Raw genomic sequence first — 17,622 nt, 5'->3', positions numbered from 1 at the left:
TCAATTTCCGCCCGGGAAAGCGCCATGTTTTCAACATGGCGCTTTTCTTGTGTCTGCAACGCAAGTTTGTAGCGTTGCGGAGTTCGAGTTTTGACGCGCCGGGTCCTGCTGTCGATCGTGTTGTTGGCTTGGTTCGCACCGGTCGCGCAGGCCCATTATCTCCGGCCGATGCGTGTCGGCATCCTCGAATGCGAAGGCCATCGGCATCCCGGCTATTTCGTGACCTCCTCTGCACGCCTGCGCTGCTTGTTTCGCAGCCAGGGCTATCGCCCCGAGCGCTATGCCGCGCGGCTGCGCCGCTTCGGGATTGATCTCGGCGTCACCGCGCGGACCAGGCTGGCCTGGGCCGTGACTGCACCGGTCAACGAGTTCGGCCGCAGCGAGTTGCGCGGGCGCTATGGCGGCTTCACGGCCAACGGTTCGGCCGGCGTCGGCTTCGGCGGCAATTTCCTGTGGGGCGGACCTGATCGTGCAGCGGCGCTGCAGCCGATCAGCCTGCAGGGCCAGATCGGCCTCAACATCGCCGCCGGCGTCGTCGAGGTCGAGCTGCAGCCGATTCTGCCACTGCATCGCAGTCCGAGCCATCCGTCGTCCCACCTCGAACTATTCTACCGTTGAGCCCGCGAGAGGCGCGCAGCGCTGCGACGATTTGTCGACCTGATCGGTGTGAAGAACTTCGCGGACGAAGCGGAGTGGATGAATGGAGGTTCAGGAACGCGAGCATCCGCCGCGTCTCCATGGGGTTTCCGCGAGTCGAAATCGCTTCGTCGCCGTTCGTCTTGATTGTCTTTCGCAGCGAAGATGCTTTCGCCTCCTGGTACGAACTCCTTCATTGTGCCATAGATGCGGTGCGCGGTTGATCGCGCTCCTGATCGCCGGGCCTGCATCATCTTTCATTTCATCCGGAGTTTTTGTTCATGCGCTCGTCTCTCCTTGCGGGGCTCGCGGCCATCGTCGTGGCGGCCACCGGCGCCGGCGCTCATGCGCAACAGATGGACCGCGTCCGCGTCGGCGTGCTCGAATGCCGCGGCGGCACGAGCATCGGATTTATTGTCGGCTCGGTCACTCATCTCGGCTGCGTGCTGCGCGCCGATGGCTTGCCCGAGGACCGCTATATCGCGACGATCCGGAAGGTGGGCGTCGACCTCGGCATCACACAGGAATCGACGCTGGCCTGGGTGGTCTATGCGCCTGTCGCGCGGCTCGGGATCGGCGATCTGTCGGGCGACTACGCCGGCGCCCAGGGCTCGGCGGCGGTCGGCGTCGGCCTCGGCGGCAACGTGCTGATCGGCGGCTCCGCCAATTCGATCGCGCTGCAGCCGCTCAGCGTGCAAGGGCAGGTCGGCCTCGCCGTGTCGGCAGGACTCGAAAGCCTGGAACTGCGTCCGGGTCGTTGATCTTCCTTTTGTAATCTTCCCTTTGTCGTGAACACGGCCTCTCTCCGTAAAGCCCCGGGGAGAGGAAGCGTCTCTGCAACGCAGCGACGTTTTCCCGCTTGCCAAAGTAGCTCGCCAGGCAGAGCATTAGCCTTCGCCGACCCAATCAAGGGCCGAGCTCCAGATCAAGGAGGCGGCGAATGGGACAAGACGTCAGAAGTCCCCGCGGTCCACGGTGCATCGCACTGGTGGGCCCTTTCCAAAGCGGTAAAACCACTCTGTTGGAAGCGATCCTGGCGCGGACGGGCGCGATTGCGCGCGCCGGCAGCGTCGACGCCGGCACCTCCGTCGGCGACGCCAGCCCTGAGGCGCGCCATCATAAGATGAGCATCGCCCTGACGGTCGCGACCACGCAATTCATGGGTGACAGCTACACGTTCCTCGACTGCCCAGGCTCGATCGAATTCGCGCACGACATGCGCGCGGCGCTGCCTGCGGTGGACGCCGCGATCGTGGTCTGCGAGGCGGACGAGAAGAAGCTGCCGCAGCTGCAGATCATTCTGCGCGAACTAGAAGAGCTCGGCATTCCGCGTTTTCTGTTCCTGAACAAGATCGACCGCGCCAATGCGCGGATCAGGGACACGCTGGCGATCTTGCAGCCGGCCTCACGGATGCCGCTGGTGTTGCGACAAATCCCGATCTGGAACGGCGAGCTGATCGAAGGTTTCGTCGATCTCGCGCTGGAACGGGCCTTCGTCTATCGCGAGCATAAGGCTTCCGAGGTGATCGCGCTCGAAGGCGGCGATCTCGACCGTGAGAAGGAGGCGCGCTTCTCGATGCTGGAGAAGCTCGCCGACCATGACGACGCGCTGATGGAGCAGTTGCTCGAAGACATCCAGCCGCCGCGCGATGCCGTGTTCGATGATCTCGCCCGCGAACTGCGCGAAGGGGTGATTTGTCCGGTGCTGCTCGGCTCGGCGCTGCGCGAGAACGGCGTGCTGCGCCTCCTGAAGGCGTTGCGCCATGAAGCGCCAGGTGTGGCCGAGACCGCGAAGCGGCTCGGCGTGAAGGACCAGAAGGAAGCGCTCGGCTACGTTTTCAAGACGCTCCATCTGCAGCATGGCGGCAAGCTGTCGTTGACGCGGCTCCTGGCCGGTCATCTCGACGACGGCGCCACGTTGCATGTGGCTTCGGGCGAGACCGCGCGGGTCTCCGGTATTCTTGCCGCCAACGGCAGCTACGATAACAAGCGCGCGGCCGCGGAAGCTGGAGACACCGTTGCACTTGGCAAGCTCGACCCGGTCAAGACGGGCGACACGATCGCGACCGGCAAGAGCGCGCCTGCGGCACTGAGCAAGGTCGAGCCGTGCTCTCCGGTGCTCGCGATCTCGATCGCCGCTATCGACCGTAAGGACGACGTCAAGCTGGGTCAGGCACTGCTCAGGCTGAGCGAAGAGGATCCGTCGCTTTCGATGGTGCAGAACCAACGCACCCATGACACGGTGCTATGGGGGCAGGGCGAGATGCACCTGCGGGTCGCGCTGGAGCGCTTGCGTGACCGCTTCGGCGTCAATGTCAAATCGCATGCGCCGGGAATCGGCTATCAGGAAACCATCCGAAAGCCCATCACCCAGCGCGGGCGCCACAAGAAGCAGTCCGGCGGCCACGGCCAATTCGGGGATGTCGTACTCGAGATCAAGCCGTTGTCGCGCGGCGAGGGTTTCAAGTTTGCCGAGACCGTGGTCGGCGGCGCGGTGCCGCGCAACTACATCCCGGCGGTGGAAGAGGGCGTCGTCGATGGGCTTGCGCGCGGCCCGCTCGGTTTCCCCGTGATCGACGTCGCGGTGACGTTGACCGACGGCTCCTATCACAGCGTCGACTCCTCCGATCTCGCGTTCCGGACCGCGGCCCGGATCGGTCTCAGCGAGGCGCTGCCGCAGTGCCAGCCGGTGCTGCTCGAGCCGATCTACACGGTCGAGATCGTCTGTCCCACCGATGCGACCGCCAAGATCAATGCCATTCTGTCGGCGCGACGCGGCCAGATCCTCTCCTTCGACACGCGCGACGGCTGGCCGGGCTGGGATTGCGTGCGGGCGATGATGCCGGAGGCCGAGATCGGCGAACTGATCGTCGAATTGCGCTCCGCCACCGCCGGGGCCGGCAGCTTCACTCGCCAGTTCGACCACATGGCCGAGGTGGCGGGGCGCGCCGCCGAGCACATCATCGCTTCGCATCGGGATGCGGCCTAAGGACTAAGCCCCTCGTTCGGCTGCGGGCCTCCCCTCCTGAACGGGGGGAGGTTTGCTCTTGCTTCACGTCCTTGTGTGATGTATTTTACATCATTGTCTTGGTTCTAAGCATCAGTTATGATGCTTGTCACGTGAGGCCAGTGTGATCACGTCGTTCCAGATGCGGGCAGCGCGAGCGCTGCTCGGGATAGATCAGAAAACCTTGGCCGAGCTGGCCGGTGTGTCCTTACCGACGATCCAGCGGATGGAAGCCTCTACAGGCAACGTCCGGGGCGTCGTGGATACGCTGACCAAGGTCGTCGATGCGCTCAATCGTGCGGGCGTGGATCTGATCGGCGAACATACGCGCAGCGAGAATGGCGGGCGCGGTGTTCGTCTGAAGGAGCCGGGACCGCCTCCGCCGCGTGGGCCGTCAAATATTGAGGCTGAACGCGATGACGCGTCATAGGCTTGCGCCGCACGGCGGAGCCGGCGCGTTTCGTCGTGCTTGAGACATCGTTGCGTGGCGGGAGCCGGCCGATGATACGACGGGAGCATTGTAAATGAGCATTGCCAGTGAGCGCGTGACGCGGAGCCGGGGCGCGGAGCATCAGCCGACTTTCGCCGAGCTGTTTTCGCCCAAGCTGCTGACTGTGCTGCGCGAAGGCTATGGCCTCTCCGACCTCCGGGCGGATGCACTCTCCGGTCTTACCGTTGCGATCGTGGCGCTTCCGCTCTCCATGGCGATCGCGATCGCCTCCGGCGTCTCGCCGGGACGAGGGCTCTATACCGCCGTGATCGGCGGCTTCCTGGTGTCGCTGCTCGGTGGCAGCCGTTTCCAGATCGGTGGCCCGGCCGGCGCTTTCATCGTGCTGGTCGCCCATACCGTCGATGTCCAGGGCCTCGACGGCGTGATCCTGGCGACCATGATGTCCGGTGTGATCCTGGTGATCGCGGGCTACTTGCGGCTTGGCACCTACATCAAGTTCATCCCCTATCCGGTGACGGTCGGCTTCACGGCAGGCATCGCCGTGATCATCTTCGCAAGCCAGCTCAAGGATCTGTTCGGCATCACGCTGACGGAAAAGGAGCCCGGCGAATTGCTTCCGAAGCTGGTTGCGCTGGCCCATGGCGCGCCGACGACCAACATCCCTGCACTCCTGCTCGCCGCGGCCGCGATTTTGATCATCGTCGGGTTGAAGCGGCTGCGCCCGACCTGGCCCGGGATTCTGATTGCTGTCGCCGTTGCCGCTGTCTTCACCTGGGCCTTCAACCTTCCGGTCGAAACCATCGGTACCCGCTTCGGCGGCATCCCGCGCGAGCTGCCGCTGCCGGCCCTGCCGGCCTTCTCGCTCGCCAAGGCGGTGGCTGTGTTCCCGGATGCCATCGCTTTTGCGCTGCTGGGTGCGATCGAGTCGCTGCTGTCGGCCGTCGTTGCCGACGGCATGACCGGCCGCCGGCACCGCTCCAATTGCGAACTGGTGGCGCAGGGCTTTGCGAATGTCGGTTCGGCGTTGTTCGGCGGCATCTGCGTCACCGGGACTATCGCCCGTACTGCGACCAATGTGCGGGCCGGCGCGCGCGGCCCTGTCTCCGGCATGTTGCACTCGGTATTTCTGATGCTGTTCATGCTGATCGCGGCACCGCTGGCGAGCTACATCCCGCTGTCCGCGCTCGCCGCCGTGCTCGTGGTGGTGGCTTGGAACATGGCCGAGAAGCACGAATTCATGACCCTGATCCGCTCCTCCTGGGGCGATGCCACCGTGCTGCTTTCGACTTTCCTGCTCACGATTTTCCGCGATCTCACCGAAGGCATCCTGGTCGGCTTCGCGCTCGGCGCCGTCCTCTTCATCCACCGCATGGCGCAGATGACGGGTGTGGAGGCTGGTACGCCGCTGGCGACGGAAGACCGGCCGGACTTCGACGACGCGCGGGTGCCCTATGATCCGAAGCTCGGTTCCGACAAGGACGTGCTGATCTACCGCATCACCGGCGCCTTCTTCTTCGGCGCCGCCTCGACCGTGGGCACCGTGCTCGATTCGATCGCCGATCGCCGCAAGGCTTTCGTGGTCGATTTTTCCGCCGTGCCGTTCCTGGATTCGACCGCCGCCAACGCCATGAGCCGGGTGGCCGCGAAAGCCAAGCGCCAGGGCATCAGGCTCTTCATCACCGGCGCCTCTCCCACTGTCCGCCGTGCTCTCCTGACCCATGGCGTGCGCCCGCCGTTGGTGCGCTATCGCGAGACCATCGAGCGGGCGGTGAGCGACATCAAAGGCGGCGAAGCACCGCCGGATATCGCGGCCGAGGCGCTGGCCGCGAGCTGATGCTCATTCCGCCGACGGCTTTCTCCTGATCGATAGGAACCGAGCCGGCGGAGCGGCTTTAGAAGCCCGATGTCCGGCCGGTCAATGCTGGCCCGGCTCCGTTCACCCTCTCCCCGGTGGGCGAGGGGGAACGCATCTGCGATGGGCGCCAGCTCACCAATACGTTCGCTTTGAAAACAGCGCTGGCATCGGCTGCTTTTCATGCTCGACGATCTCCGGAACCTGATCCTTGCCCTCGCCTTGAGCGCGCTCGCCGGCTTCGTCGACGGCATCGGTTTTTTGCATCTGGGCGGCCTGTTCGTCTCCTTCATGAGCGGCAACGCGACCCGCATGAGCGTCAGCCTCGCTGAAGCGCAGTGGTGGGAGGCGGCCTATGCGGCCGGCCTGATCGGCCTGTTCGTGGCGGGCGCGGCGCTGGGAAGCCTGATCATGCGCTTGCGCAGCGCCTATGCGCAGTCTCTGCTGTTGGTGGTCGAGGGTGGCCTGCTGGTCGCGGCGACGCTTTGTCATCTGAAGGGCCTGCCCCAGAGCGCGGTGGCCGGCATCGTGGTGGCCATGGGCCTGGAGAATGCAGCCTGTCAGATCGGCGGGGCCGGCGGGCTCGGCCTGACCTATGTGAGCGGCGCGCTGGTCAAAGTGGCCAGCAACTCGCGGTAGCCTTGACCGGCGGACCCCGGTTTGGCTGGGTGCCGAACGTCCTGCTCTGGGCCGCGCTGGTGGCGGGCTCGGCCGCTGATGCCTGGGCTTATCCGCAGCTCAATCTGATGGCGGTCTGGATCGCGGCGGCCTTTGCGCTGCTGCTAGCCCTGTACGCCGCCGCAGCCGTCGAGCCCAAGCATTGACCAGGCCTTGACCGCAAGCATTGACAGCACCGCGCGCTTGGCCAATGTCACCGCCATGACCGCTCCCAAAGCCCGCGCTGCCTGTTTGATCGGCTGGCCCGCCGCGCATTCGCGCTCGCCCCTGATCCATCATCACTGGCTCCACAAGCTTGGGATCGCCGGCGGCTATTCGATCGAAGCCGTGCCGCCGGAGGAACTGGCCGACTTCGTCACCCATCTCTCCAAGCACGGCTTCATCGGCGCCAATGTCACGATTCCGCACAAGGAGCGCGTGCTCACATTGACGCAGCCAGATGCCCGCGCCCACGCGGTCGGCGCCGCGAACACGCTGTGGTACGATGACGGGGTACTGCGATCGACCAACACCGACGTCGAGGGCTTCATCGAAAATCTCGATGCTTCGGCGCCTGGCTGGGACCGTACCGACGAGGCGCTCGTGCTGGGTTCCGGCGGCGCGGCGCGCGCCGTCGTGTTCGGGCTGCTCGAGCGCGGCATCGGCCGCGTTCATGTCGTCAACCGCACGCTGGCGCGGGCCCAAGGCCTCGCCGATCAGTTCGGCGCGTGCGTGCTGCCAACGCGCTGGGACGGCATCGGTGCGCTGCTGCCGCGCGCCGGCCTGTTCGTCAACACCACCTCCCTCGGCATGCACGGCCAGCCGCCGCTCGAGCTCGACATCGGCGCATTGCCGGAAAGCTGCGTGGTCGCTGATCTCGTCTATGTGCCGCTCGAAACGCAATTGCTGGCAGCCGCGCGGGCGAGGGGACTGCGGACCGCCGATGGGCTCGGCATGCTGCTGCACCAGGCTGTCCGCGGTTTCGAGCTGTGGTTCGGGGAGCGGCCGCAAGTGACGGCGGAACTCCGCGCGCTGGTCGAAGCCGATCTCACAAGGGCTTGAGCGCGGAATAAGCGCGAAGGTGGAGCGTATCTATCTTCGTCCCCCGCACGCGTCGTGTGGGCCGCGGATGGGAATTCATCCGCGGCAAGCCTCGGAGCTCATCATGCCTGTTCGTGTCGTTCTGGTCCGCCCGTTTGTTACAGTCGTCATGCTTGCATCGACATCCCTTTTCGCGCTCGCCCAGCAGGCGCCGGTGCCGACGCGCGTGCGTGGCACGGTCGAGACCACCGATGGCGATGTGATCACGGTGAAGTCGCGCACAGGCGAGGACGTCCGGCTGCACATGACCGGCGATCTCCGCGTGGTCGGCGTCGTCAAGGCGCAGCTCGCGGATGTGAAGGTCGGCTCCTTCATCGGCGTCACCACGCTGCCGGGTCCGGACGGCGCGCCGAAGGCGGTCGAGGTGCACATCTTTCCGGAGAATATGCGCGGCACGGGCGAGGGCTCGCGGCCGTGGGACCTGAAGCCGAACTCCAGCATGACCAACGCCACGGTCTCGGAGAGCGTCGTCTCCAATGACGGTCACACGCTGCTGGTCAAATACAAGGGCGGCGAGAAGAAGGTCGACGTGACACCGGAGACGCCCGTCGTCACCTTCTTGCCCGGCGACAAGTCCGAGCTCAAGCCGGGCGCCAAGGTGATCGCCTTCATGAAACAGCTGCCCGACGGCTCGTTCGAGACCAGCCGTGTCAGCGTCGGCCGCGATGGAATAACGCCGCCGATGTAACAGCCGCCGCTTCGTTGCGTAATACCCTCATATCCAGCTGCGCGCTGTCACCTGAATAGCTCCGTTGTGGTCGGGTCGCAGGTTGTGGATTGTTCCAGCATCCGGAGAGGTTATGTCGAAAATGTTCTCTTTTGAAGTCGGGCCTTGCGGCGCTTGCGCTCGGTCTGGTCTCCACGCTTGCTCTCGCTCAGCAGCCGTCCACAGTCCGCATTCGGGGGCAGATCGAGGCGATCGACGGTCCCGTGCTCGCCATCAAGACGCGAGATGGCAACGAGGTGAAGGTCCGCATGACCGATGACGTTGCGGTGTTCGCGGTTGTCAAGACCTCCTTGGCCGAGATCAATGATGGCTCCTATATCGGCGTCACCGGCATGCCTCAGCCCGATGGCACCCAGAAGGCGATCGCTGTTCACATCTTCCCGGAGAATCAGCGCGGCGCGGCAGAAGGCTTCCGTCCCTGGGACCGCCAGCCGAACTCGACCATGACCAACGCGACCGTGGCACAGACGGTGAAGGGTACCGACGGCCAGAACATCCTGGTCAAGTACAAGGATGGGGAGAAGAAGGTCGTGGTGCCGCCGGGCACGCCGATCGTGACCTTCGTCGCCAGCGATAAGTCCGAAGTGAAGGTGGGGGCGCAGATCATCATTTTCGGAGCGACCAAGAAGGACGACATGCTGGAAGCCAACCGCGTCAACGTCGGCCGCGACGGCATCACGCCGCCCATGTGACTGCTCCTGCCCTCTCTCCTTATGGGAGCGAGTGCTTGCGAAGCCGGCTGCGGCGTCTGTTTCCAACCAGCTTTTTGGCGGCACAAACCCGAACGTTCGACCACGCCGGCACGTCTCGCCGGGACTCGATCGGCCCGAGACTGATTGCGGGTGGCAGGCGACATGGGCGCTGCTCCGCAAAGCCGCCATTCTCGGAAATAGTTGGCGCGCCGGCTCACTCACCAAACAAAAAAAAGGCCGTCGAACTTATCGTTCGACGGCCTTTTCGGTGCGCATGTGATGAGGGGACAACCTTGGGGATGGTTCGGGTCATCACACCGACCGAATGCAGCGATCAAGATCTAGGCCGGGTCCATTTTCATTCCCTGCGATCTGGTCACTCAACCATTGGCAAACGGTCTATCGGAGGACACATGAGCGGGTAACTCGGGATTACGCGAGGTAGTAGACTTACGGGGAAAGCGCCTCCAGCGCCAAGATCCGGTCAGCCTGGGTACGTTCACGGCGCCGCTTGGAAACCGAGAGTTGATCCTGATCAACTCGACGGATAGCGGGCCTGCTATCAGGTTTGCTGGCTGTCGCTGGGGAAAGCGCTGTGCCTGGTAAATCCGTGATCCATGTCGTCGAAGATGATCGAGCGATGCGCGAGTCTCTGCTCGATCTGCTCGAAGACGCCGGCTACACGGTCCGCACCTACAAACGGGCTGAGGAATTGCTGGCGCGAGGCGCGGGGCTGGAGCCCGGTTGCATCGTGAGCGACGTCCGCATGCCGGGCGTGGATGGTCTCACACTCCTGCGCCGGCTTCGGGCTGCCGGCGCGATGTTGCCGTTCATGCTGATCACGGGCCATGGCGACGTTTCCATGGCCGTGGCGGCAATGAAATTGGGCGCAGTGGATTTTCTGGAAAAGCCGTTTGAAGCCGATGCGCTGCTGGCCGCTATCGATCTGGCCCTGCGTCCCCAGCAGAGCTATATCGGGACAATCGACGCCGAAACGGCGCGCCGCTGCCTCCAAAAGTTGACGCCGCGGGAAGACGAGGTTTTCAAGCGTCTGGTGACCGGAAAAGCCAACAAGGAGATCGCCGTCGAACTCGGCATCAGCCCGCGTACCGTGGAATTCCATCGGGCGCATATCGTTGAAAAGCTGGCGGCGAAAGGGCTGCCGGATCTCGTCCGTCTGTGGCTCTCAAGCCAACTCTCGCCATCGTAAATGAGCGACCAGGCAGCCTCTCAAGGTGCGCGCGACGGGGACACAGTTGACCAGCTGTCAGCCTACGAGGGGCTCGACAGCGAGATCGGACTCATCAATCTTCAGCCGACAGCCACGCAAAATCGTATCGCGCGCAGAGCCGTCGTGCTTCTATTTTTCACCGTTGCGATTGTTGCTCCCTTCGCGTCGATCACGCTGCCGATCTTCGCCGCGTTCATACCGTTCCTGAACGCCACGATTCTCGTCACCGATCTGATCACGGCCATTCTGTTGTTCGCCCAGTTCTCGATCTCCCGGTCACGCGCATTGCTGGTACTTGCGGGCGGCTATCTTTTCACGGCGCTCATTGTCATTCCCCATGCGCTGACTTTTCCGGGCGCCTTTGCTCCGGCAGGCTTCCTCGGCGCTGGTATCCAGACTACCGCGTGGCTCTATATTTTCTGGCATTTTGGCTTCCCGGCGGCTCTCTCTGCCTATGTCTTGCTGAAACGCGACCCGTCCGGAATTCGGGGCCCGATCCGGTCTGCTATCGGCCGATGCGTGGCGATCACGGTTGCAATCGTATTGGCATTGACAGGAATCGCAATTGCGGCAGATCCGTATTTGCCGCGCCTTTTCACAAGCGCAACGGATCTCACGATGCTGGGTACGTTCGCCCCGTTGGTCGACTTGCTGTTTTGTGCGCTCTCGCTCGGATTGTTGTGGGTATATCGTCGATCTATTCTCGATCTCGGGTTGATGGTGGTGGTTTGCGCGATGATCGGCGAACTGGCTCTTACTGTGGTTCGCTTTAGTCTTGGATTTTACGTCAGCCGCATGCTTTCAATCGCCACCTCGACGATTGTGCTCGTCATCCTGCTTGCAGAGACGACCGGACTGTACACGCGCCTTGCTGGTGCGAATGCGATGTTGCGACGCGAGCGCGACAACAAGTTGATGAACTTGGAGGCGGCGGTTGCGTCGATCTCGCACGAGGTCAAGCAGCCCCTTGCCGCCATCGTGATGAGGGGAAGCACCGCTTTGCGATTCTTGGGCCATACCCCGCCTGATGTCGGGAAGGCGCGGTCGGCCCTCAACAAGATCGTCACCGAAGGACGCCGAGCGAGCGAGATATTCGATAACATTCGCGACCTGTTCCGGAAGTCCAATCGCCGGCGGATGGCGATCGATGTGAACGCAATGATCTCAAGCATTGTGGAGAGTTTGCATTTCGAGTTCGCAGAACACGACATTGAAGTGCAAACGGAACTTCAGCCGGGGCTGCCGCTCGTTTGGGGGCATCGGGGTCAATTGCAGGACGTCCTCCTCAACCTGATTCGCAACGCCATCGAGGCCATGGATGCAAGCGAAGGTAAACTCCGGGTCCTGAGATTGACGACCGAGCGGCGGCTGAACGATGGGATCGGCATCAAGGTCACGGACACCGGACCCGGCATCGATCCGGAGAAGCTCGACACCATCTTCGATGCTTTCGTGACCACGAAATCTCAGGGAATGGGGTTGGGACTGGCCATCTGTCGATTGATCGTGGAGCGCCACGGCGGGCAACTCTTGGCGTCGTCTGCAGAAGGCGGCGGCGCGCAGTTTGAAATCAATCTGCCCGTCGAGCTGTGCCCCAACGCGGCTGCGAATTGACGACCGGCTCGGCGCCGCTCTCATGGTTCAATGCGCCTCGGAGCGGCGCTGGACCCGTAGATCTACCACCTCGCAATCTACCGAGCTACGGAACGGTGCCCGACCCGCTAAGTCTCCTGCATACTTGAAGTGATTGTAGACCGGGATCTGAGCCTCGTGCTCCGCTACCGCGTCGACATAAAGGAGGCCGCCGAATTTCGGTTCGGCGGCCTCAATTTGCTGTCGTCTCATATGGTCGGCGGGAGCGACTTTGTAGCCACAATCAGGCTGCGGCCTCGCGTCAGTTGCGTCCGCGCCCTAATTCGCCAGCACCTTTCGGTCGATCTCGGCGATGGTGTTGACGCCGCAGAGCCCCATGGTGGTGTTGAGCTCGTTCCTGATGATGTCGATGGCCTTCGCCACGCCCATCTGGCCGCCGGCGCCGAGGCCGTAGGCATAGGCGCGGCCGATCATGCAGGATTTCGCGCCGAGTGCGAGCGCGCGCATCACGTCCTGACCGGAACGGATGCCGCCATCGAACATGATCTCGATCTTGTCACCGACCGCGTCGACGATGCCGGGCAGCACATGGATCGACGACGGCGCGCCATCGAGCTGACGGCCGCCATGGTTCGAGACCACCAGCGCCTGCGCACCGGTCTCTGTCGCAAGCTTGGCGTCCTCCACGTCGTGAATGCCCTTCAAGATCAGTTTGCCCGGCCAGATCGAGCGGATCCAGTCGATGTCCTTCCAGTTCAGGCTGGTGTCGAATTGCGATGCCGTCCAGGCCGACAGCTTGGTGAGATCTTCCGTGTTCTTGACGTGGCCGGCGATGTTGCCGAAGGTGCGGCGCTTGCCTTGCAGCACGCCCTTGACCCAGGCCGGCTTGGTCGCAAAGTCGAACAACTTGGACAACGACCATTCCGGCGGCACGCTCATGCCGTTCTTGATGTCCTGGTGGCGCTGGCCGATCACCTGCAGATCGACGGTCAGGCACAGCGCGCTGCACTTCGCGGCGATCGCGCGCTCGATCAGCGCCTTGATGAAGCCGCGGTCTCTCATCACGTAGAGCTGGAACCAGAACGGCTTCTCCACGCTGCCGGCGATGTCCTCGATCGAGCAGATCGACATCGTGCTCTGCGTAAACGGGATGCCGGCCGCCTGCGCGGCGCGGCAGGCGTGAATCTCGCCGTCGCCATGCTGCATGCCCAGCAGGCCGACAGGGGCGAGGACGATCGGCAGCGCCGACGGCTCGCCCAGGATCGTGGTCGACAGATCGCGCTTGGAGACGTCGACCAGGATGCGCTGCCGGAATTTGATCTTCTGCAGGTCGTCGCGATTGGCGCGCAGGGTCTCCTCGGCATAGGAGCCGCGATCGGCATAGTCGAAGAAGGCCTTCGGCACGCGCCGCTTGTGCAGCTCGCGCAGATCCTCGATGCAGGTGATATGCTTCATCGCTGTTGGCTCCCGGCCCCGTCTTGCTTTTGATGCGCGGGGTGTCATCTAGCATCTTTGCGGCGGCTGCCAAATCGAACTTGGAACAGGACGCAATGCCGGGGAGTCAAGGTAGGGCGAGACAGAAGACGGGGCGAGATGAAAGGGCTCCCAGCCATGAGCGCGAAACCAAAAGACCGGGACGCCACGGACAAGAAAAAGGACACGGAAAAGGCGCGGCTCGAAGCGGAGCTGGAGGAGGGGCTGGAGGAGACCTTCCCGGCCTCCGATCCCGTGAGTGCGACGCAGCCGGCCCCATCCCGGGACAAAGGTAGCGGAGAACGCCGCGAGTAGTACGGGCTTGATCTGGCAAATATTAATGTTAACAACGGGTTAGGTGTGGCTTCGAAGTCTCGCGGTAACGATTCATCATTTTTTTTGAAGCCATCTTCGCAGTAACGCGATTATAACCCCGCAGCTGGCCGGTGAATTGGAACGGATCCGTTGATTCGTCGCCCGGCACGGAATCCAGGGGCTGTTGCTGGGGGTTTTATGAGCCGTAACTATTTTGGGACCGACGGGATTCGTGGCCGCGCCAATGGCCTGATCACGCCGGAACTCGCGCTCAAAGTCGGGCAGGCCGCGGGTCTACTGTTTCAACGCGGCGAGTATCGCCATCGCGTCGTGATCGGCAAGGATACCCGCCTCTCGGGCTACATGATCGAATACGCCATGGTGGCGGGCTTCACCTCGGTCGGCATGGATGTGATGCTGGTCGGCCCGATGCCGACCCCGGCGGTCGCGATGCTGACCAAGTCGATGCGCGCCGATCTCGGCGTCATGATCTCGGCCTCGCACAACCTGTTCGAGGACAACGGCATCAAGCTGTTCGGCCCGCAGGGTTTCAAGCTCTCCGACGAGGTCGAGAAGCAGATCGAGCAGTTGCTCAACGAGCCGCTCGAGAAGAAGCTCGCGCAGAGCGCTAGCCTCGGTCGCGCGCGCCGCATCGACGGCGTGCATGACCGCTACATCGAATTCGCCAAGCGGACGCTGCCGCGCGATCTCTCGCTGGACGGCCTGCGCGTCGTGGTCGATTGCGCCAACGGTGCCGCCTACAAGGTGGTGCCGGAAGCGCTGTGGGAATTGGGCGCCGACGTGATCGCGATCGGCGTCGAGCCGGACGGTTTCAACATCAACAAGGAGTGCGGCTCGACCTCGCCGGAGGCGCTGTGCCGCAAGGTGCGGGAGATGCGCGCCGATATCGGCATCGCGCTGGACGGCGATGCCGACCGCGTCATCCTGGTCGACGAGCGCGGCCACATCGTCGATGGCGATCAATTGCTCGCGGTGATCGCGCAGAGCTGGAAGGAAGACGGACGATTGGCGCGGCCCGGCATCGTTGCGACCGTGATGTCCAATCTCGGTCTGGAGCGCTTCCTGCAGGGGCAGGGCCTGGAGCTGGTGCGTACGCCGGTCGGCGACCGCTATGTGCTCGAACGCATGCTGGCCGACGGCTACAACCTCGGCGGCGAGCAGTCCGGCCATATCATCCTGTCCGATTACGCGACCACCGGCGACGGCTTCGTCGCCGCGCTGCAAGTGCTGGCGACGGTGCAGAAGCTGCGGCGTCCGGTCTCCGAAGTCTGCCATCGCTTCGATCCACTGCCGCAGATCCTCAAGAACGTACGCTATCGCAGCGGCAAGCCGCTCGACGATGCCGATGTCAAGGCAGCGATCGACACCGGCCAGAAGCGCCTGAACGGCCATGGCCGGCTGCTGGTGCGTTCCTCCGGCACCGAGCCCGTGATCCGCGTGATGGGCGAGGGCGATGACCGCATCCTGGTCGAGGAGGTCGTCGACAACATCGTCGATGCGCTCGGTCAGGCCGCTGCTGCCGCGGCGTGAGCTGTTAGCCCATTCGAGCTTTGCGACGAACTGCGCCGGCCGTCATTGAATTGACGGTCGGCGTCGTCGTCTTTGCCGCTCGTACCTGATCGGCCTGCGATGAGGGGGCGATGCGAGCGAGTTGTTAGTTCGGCCGTAGTCCGGTTTCGGCGCCCGGCGAGATCTGCGTCCGTTCTTTCATAGATCGATTGCTGTAAGTTGTTAGTTATTTGATGGGCACGCAATGCGTGTATTTGTGCTGTGTCCATGCGGCTGCGCGCGATCAAGCAATTATCAACCTTAATTATTAGGGTTAAGTGGCGCTTAAGCATTTGACGTCATCGTGTAGCCGTCAGTTTTGATGTGGGCCTCGAATTTCGCCCCCACCGCGCTAAAGGGACGAAGCAATGCGTAGCGTTATGTCTTTGATCGCCGCCGGAGCGGCCTCGCTGTTTTCTACACTGGCCTTTGCGGCCGATATGCCGATCGCGCCTCCGCCCATGTACGCGCCGCCGCCGGCCGCGGATTTCGGCGGTTGGTATTTGCGCGGTGAGATCGGTTTCAGCAACCAAAGGACCAGTGACGTTCATTACACCCGCGAGTCGGCCTATACGCCGATGACGTCATTCAACCAGACCTCGGCGTTCGATACCGCCGGCATCTACGGGGTCGGCGTCGGGTACCGCTTCAACAACTGGTTCCGCGGCGACATCACCGGGCAATATCGCGGCAATTCGAACTTCAAGGGGACGGACCGCTTCACCGCAACTGCCTTCGGCATCCCGTATTCCGGCATCGACAACTACAGCGCCAGCAAGTCCGAATGGCTGGTTCTGGCCAACGCCTATGTCGATCTCGGCACCTGGTGGTGCATCACCCCGTTCATCGGTGCGGGCGTCGGCGGCGCGCGCGTGACCATCTCGAACTTCACCGACACCGGCATCAACAGCTTCACGGGCGCTCCGAGCTTCGCCAGCGCGCCGAGCGCCTCGAGATGGAATTTCGCCTGGGCGGCCCATGCGGGTCTCGCCTATCAGGTCGATCCCAACCTCGTGCTCGAACTCGCCTACAGTTACGTCAACATGGGCGAAGGACGGACCGGCGTGCTGTCGGCCTATGACGGCACCACCACCGGCAACTACTTCAAGTTCAAGGACATCACCTCGCACGATCTGAAGCTCGGCGTGCGCTGGAATTTCGACAGTCCGCCGCCGCCTCCGATGATGCCGCTGATCCGCAAGGGCTGAGCGGACACCTGAACTGACGACTTGCCGACGGCGCGGGCTTTCCCGCGCCGTTTTGCTTTGTTTGCGCTCCATGTCCGCTCGACCAGGGGATGAAAGAATTGCAGCTCGGCAATTTTAGACACGAATGATTAAGGTTAACGCGCGATGATCTCGGTCAGAGTTCAGTTGTCCGATTTGGAGCGTTGCGATGCGTCGCGTTGTGCTGGCGGGTGTGATCTGCGGTTTCGTTTCTGCTGCTGCTCACGCCGCCGACCTGCCGGATCTTCCCGTTCTGCGGGGCAGCTTCACCGACGGCCTCACCACCTCTCAGGTCAACTGGGAGGGCTTCTACATCGGTGGACAGGGCGGCTACGGCTCGTCGGATGAGAAGTTCAGCGGCAGCAATCAGACGATGACGGCCGCGTTGCTCGCCAACACTACCATCGAGAGCAGTTATGGTGTGTCACAGTGGCCGCTTCCCTTCGGCAAGACGACCGCGCAAACCAGCGCCTATGGCGCCTTCGCAGGATATAATTCGCAGTGGGACGACGTCGTGCTGGGCGTTGAGATGAGCTATATGCACGGCTCCTTCGGAGGCACCTCGTCCGCCAGCATGTCGCGTGCATTCAATTCCCCGGTCAACGGCTTCTATCACGCCGTCACGTCGACGGCTACGTCGTCCATATCGATCTCCGACATGGCCACCATTCGCGGCCGGGCCGGCTACGCGATGGGCAGTTTCCTGCCTTACGCATTCTTCGGGTTGGCACTGGGAAAGGCCGATATCACCCGGGGCGTATCCGTCGACGACAATTATGCGACGACTTACGCGGTTGCGGTCTCCCCCTGCAACAGCGCAACGCCCCCGTTCTGCGCGACGCTGAGCGCGTCTGAAGGGCAGCACAATCGTCTGATCTACGGCTATTCCGCCGGCCTCGGTGTCGACGTCAATCTGATCGCGGGACTCTTTGCCCGCTTCGAGTACGAATACGTTCGCTTCACGACCACAGTCGACACGAACATCAATACCGTTCGCGCCGGTCTCGGCTACAAGTTCTGAGACTTTCAAAGATCTGCCGATCGCTCGTGGCGGTTGACACCGCCACAGACACCTGCTGCTCTGCGACTATC

Annotated in this window: 17 protein-coding genes; 16 read left to right on the top strand and 1 reads right to left on the bottom strand. The window is 63.1% G+C overall.

Annotated features, from left to right (window positions below):
• Positions 1-90 precede the first annotated feature (90 nt).
• From QX034_RS05705 to QX034_RS05650, 12 genes are all read left to right on the top strand, one after another.
• A complete protein-coding gene (locus QX034_RS05705) occupies positions 91-618 on the top strand; it encodes a DUF992 domain-containing protein (RefSeq protein WP_316195060.1) in 528 nt (175 codons plus the stop codon).
• A 299-nt stretch (positions 619-917) separates the two neighbouring features.
• Positions 918-1,397: a DUF992 domain-containing protein gene (locus QX034_RS05700; protein ID WP_315704874.1), complete on the top strand. Its 480-nt coding sequence runs from the start codon at positions 918-920 to the stop codon at positions 1,395-1,397.
• Between the two features lie 179 nt (positions 1,398-1,576).
• Entirely contained in the window at positions 1,577-3,625 is a 2,049-nt protein-coding gene (locus QX034_RS05695) for an elongation factor G (RefSeq protein ID WP_316195058.1), read from the top strand.
• A 142-nt stretch (positions 3,626-3,767) separates the two neighbouring features.
• Positions 3,768-4,073: a helix-turn-helix domain-containing protein gene (locus tag QX034_RS05690; protein WP_315704872.1), complete on the top strand. Its 306-nt coding sequence runs from the start codon at positions 3,768-3,770 to the stop codon at positions 4,071-4,073.
• A gap of 94 nt (positions 4,074-4,167) precedes the next feature.
• A complete protein-coding gene (locus QX034_RS05685) occupies positions 4,168-5,928 on the top strand; it encodes a SulP family inorganic anion transporter (RefSeq protein WP_315704871.1) in 1,761 nt (586 codons plus the stop codon).
• A 201-nt stretch (positions 5,929-6,129) separates the two neighbouring features.
• The gene (locus QX034_RS05680) at positions 6,130-6,585 is read left to right on the top strand and encodes a YoaK family protein (RefSeq protein WP_315704870.1); all 456 of its coding nucleotides are present in this window, start codon (positions 6,130-6,132) and stop codon (positions 6,583-6,585) included.
• A 2-nt stretch (positions 6,586-6,587) separates the two neighbouring features.
• The gene (locus tag QX034_RS05675) at positions 6,588-6,770 is read left to right on the top strand and encodes a hypothetical protein (RefSeq protein WP_315704869.1); all 183 of its coding nucleotides are present in this window, start codon (positions 6,588-6,590) and stop codon (positions 6,768-6,770) included.
• 55 nt (positions 6,771-6,825) lie between these two features.
• Positions 6,826-7,665 carry a shikimate dehydrogenase gene (locus QX034_RS05670; protein ID WP_315704978.1) on the top strand — a complete coding sequence of 280 codons (840 nt, stop codon included), beginning with the start codon at positions 6,826-6,828 and terminating at the stop codon, positions 7,663-7,665.
• 148 nt (positions 7,666-7,813) lie between these two features.
• Positions 7,814-8,392 carry a hypothetical protein gene (locus QX034_RS05665; RefSeq protein ID WP_315704977.1) on the top strand — a complete coding sequence of 193 codons (579 nt, stop codon included), beginning with the start codon at positions 7,814-7,816 and terminating at the stop codon, positions 8,390-8,392.
• A 131-nt stretch (positions 8,393-8,523) separates the two neighbouring features.
• Positions 8,524-9,123: a hypothetical protein gene (locus tag QX034_RS05660; RefSeq protein WP_315704868.1), complete on the top strand. Its 600-nt coding sequence runs from the start codon at positions 8,524-8,526 to the stop codon at positions 9,121-9,123.
• Between the two features lie 595 nt (positions 9,124-9,718).
• The gene (locus tag QX034_RS05655; RefSeq protein ID WP_315704867.1) at positions 9,719-10,333 is read left to right on the top strand and encodes a response regulator transcription factor; all 615 of its coding nucleotides are present in this window, start codon (positions 9,719-9,721) and stop codon (positions 10,331-10,333) included.
• Positions 10,334-11,968 carry a sensor histidine kinase gene (locus QX034_RS05650; RefSeq protein WP_315704866.1) on the top strand — a complete coding sequence of 545 codons (1,635 nt, stop codon included), beginning with the start codon at positions 10,334-10,336 and terminating at the stop codon, positions 11,966-11,968.
• Between the two features lie 297 nt (positions 11,969-12,265).
• On the opposite strand, the gene QX034_RS05645 is transcribed toward QX034_RS05650, so the two are convergent.
• Positions 12,266-13,402, bottom strand: a complete 1,137-nt coding sequence (locus QX034_RS05645; protein WP_315704865.1) for an alpha-hydroxy acid oxidase — start codon at positions 13,400-13,402, stop codon at positions 12,266-12,268.
• 156 nt (positions 13,403-13,558) lie between these two features.
• Here QX034_RS05645 and QX034_RS05640 point away from each other — a divergent pair, with 156 nt between their 5' ends.
• From QX034_RS05640 to QX034_RS05625, 4 genes are all read left to right on the top strand, one after another.
• Positions 13,559-13,735: a hypothetical protein gene (locus tag QX034_RS05640; protein ID WP_315704864.1), complete on the top strand. Its 177-nt coding sequence runs from the start codon at positions 13,559-13,561 to the stop codon at positions 13,733-13,735.
• 198 nt (positions 13,736-13,933) lie between these two features.
• Positions 13,934-15,286: a phosphoglucosamine mutase gene (gene glmM / locus QX034_RS05635; protein WP_315704863.1), complete on the top strand. Its 1,353-nt coding sequence runs from the start codon at positions 13,934-13,936 to the stop codon at positions 15,284-15,286.
• A gap of 386 nt (positions 15,287-15,672) precedes the next feature.
• The gene (locus tag QX034_RS05630; RefSeq protein WP_315704862.1) at positions 15,673-16,512 is read left to right on the top strand and encodes an outer membrane protein; all 840 of its coding nucleotides are present in this window, start codon (positions 15,673-15,675) and stop codon (positions 16,510-16,512) included.
• A gap of 187 nt (positions 16,513-16,699) precedes the next feature.
• On the top strand, positions 16,700-17,551 hold the full coding sequence (locus QX034_RS05625) for an outer membrane protein (RefSeq protein WP_315704861.1): 852 nt from the start codon (positions 16,700-16,702) through the stop codon (positions 17,549-17,551).
• The last annotated feature ends 71 nt before the right edge of the window (positions 17,552-17,622 follow it).

Origin of the sequence: Bradyrhizobium sp. SZCCHNR3119, from assembly GCF_032487775.1 — a bacterium.
GTDB lineage: Bacteria > Pseudomonadota > Alphaproteobacteria > Rhizobiales > Xanthobacteraceae > Bradyrhizobium.
The sequence above is the reverse complement of the archived record's forward strand: the minus strand, read 5'-3'. Positions and strand labels throughout refer to the sequence as shown.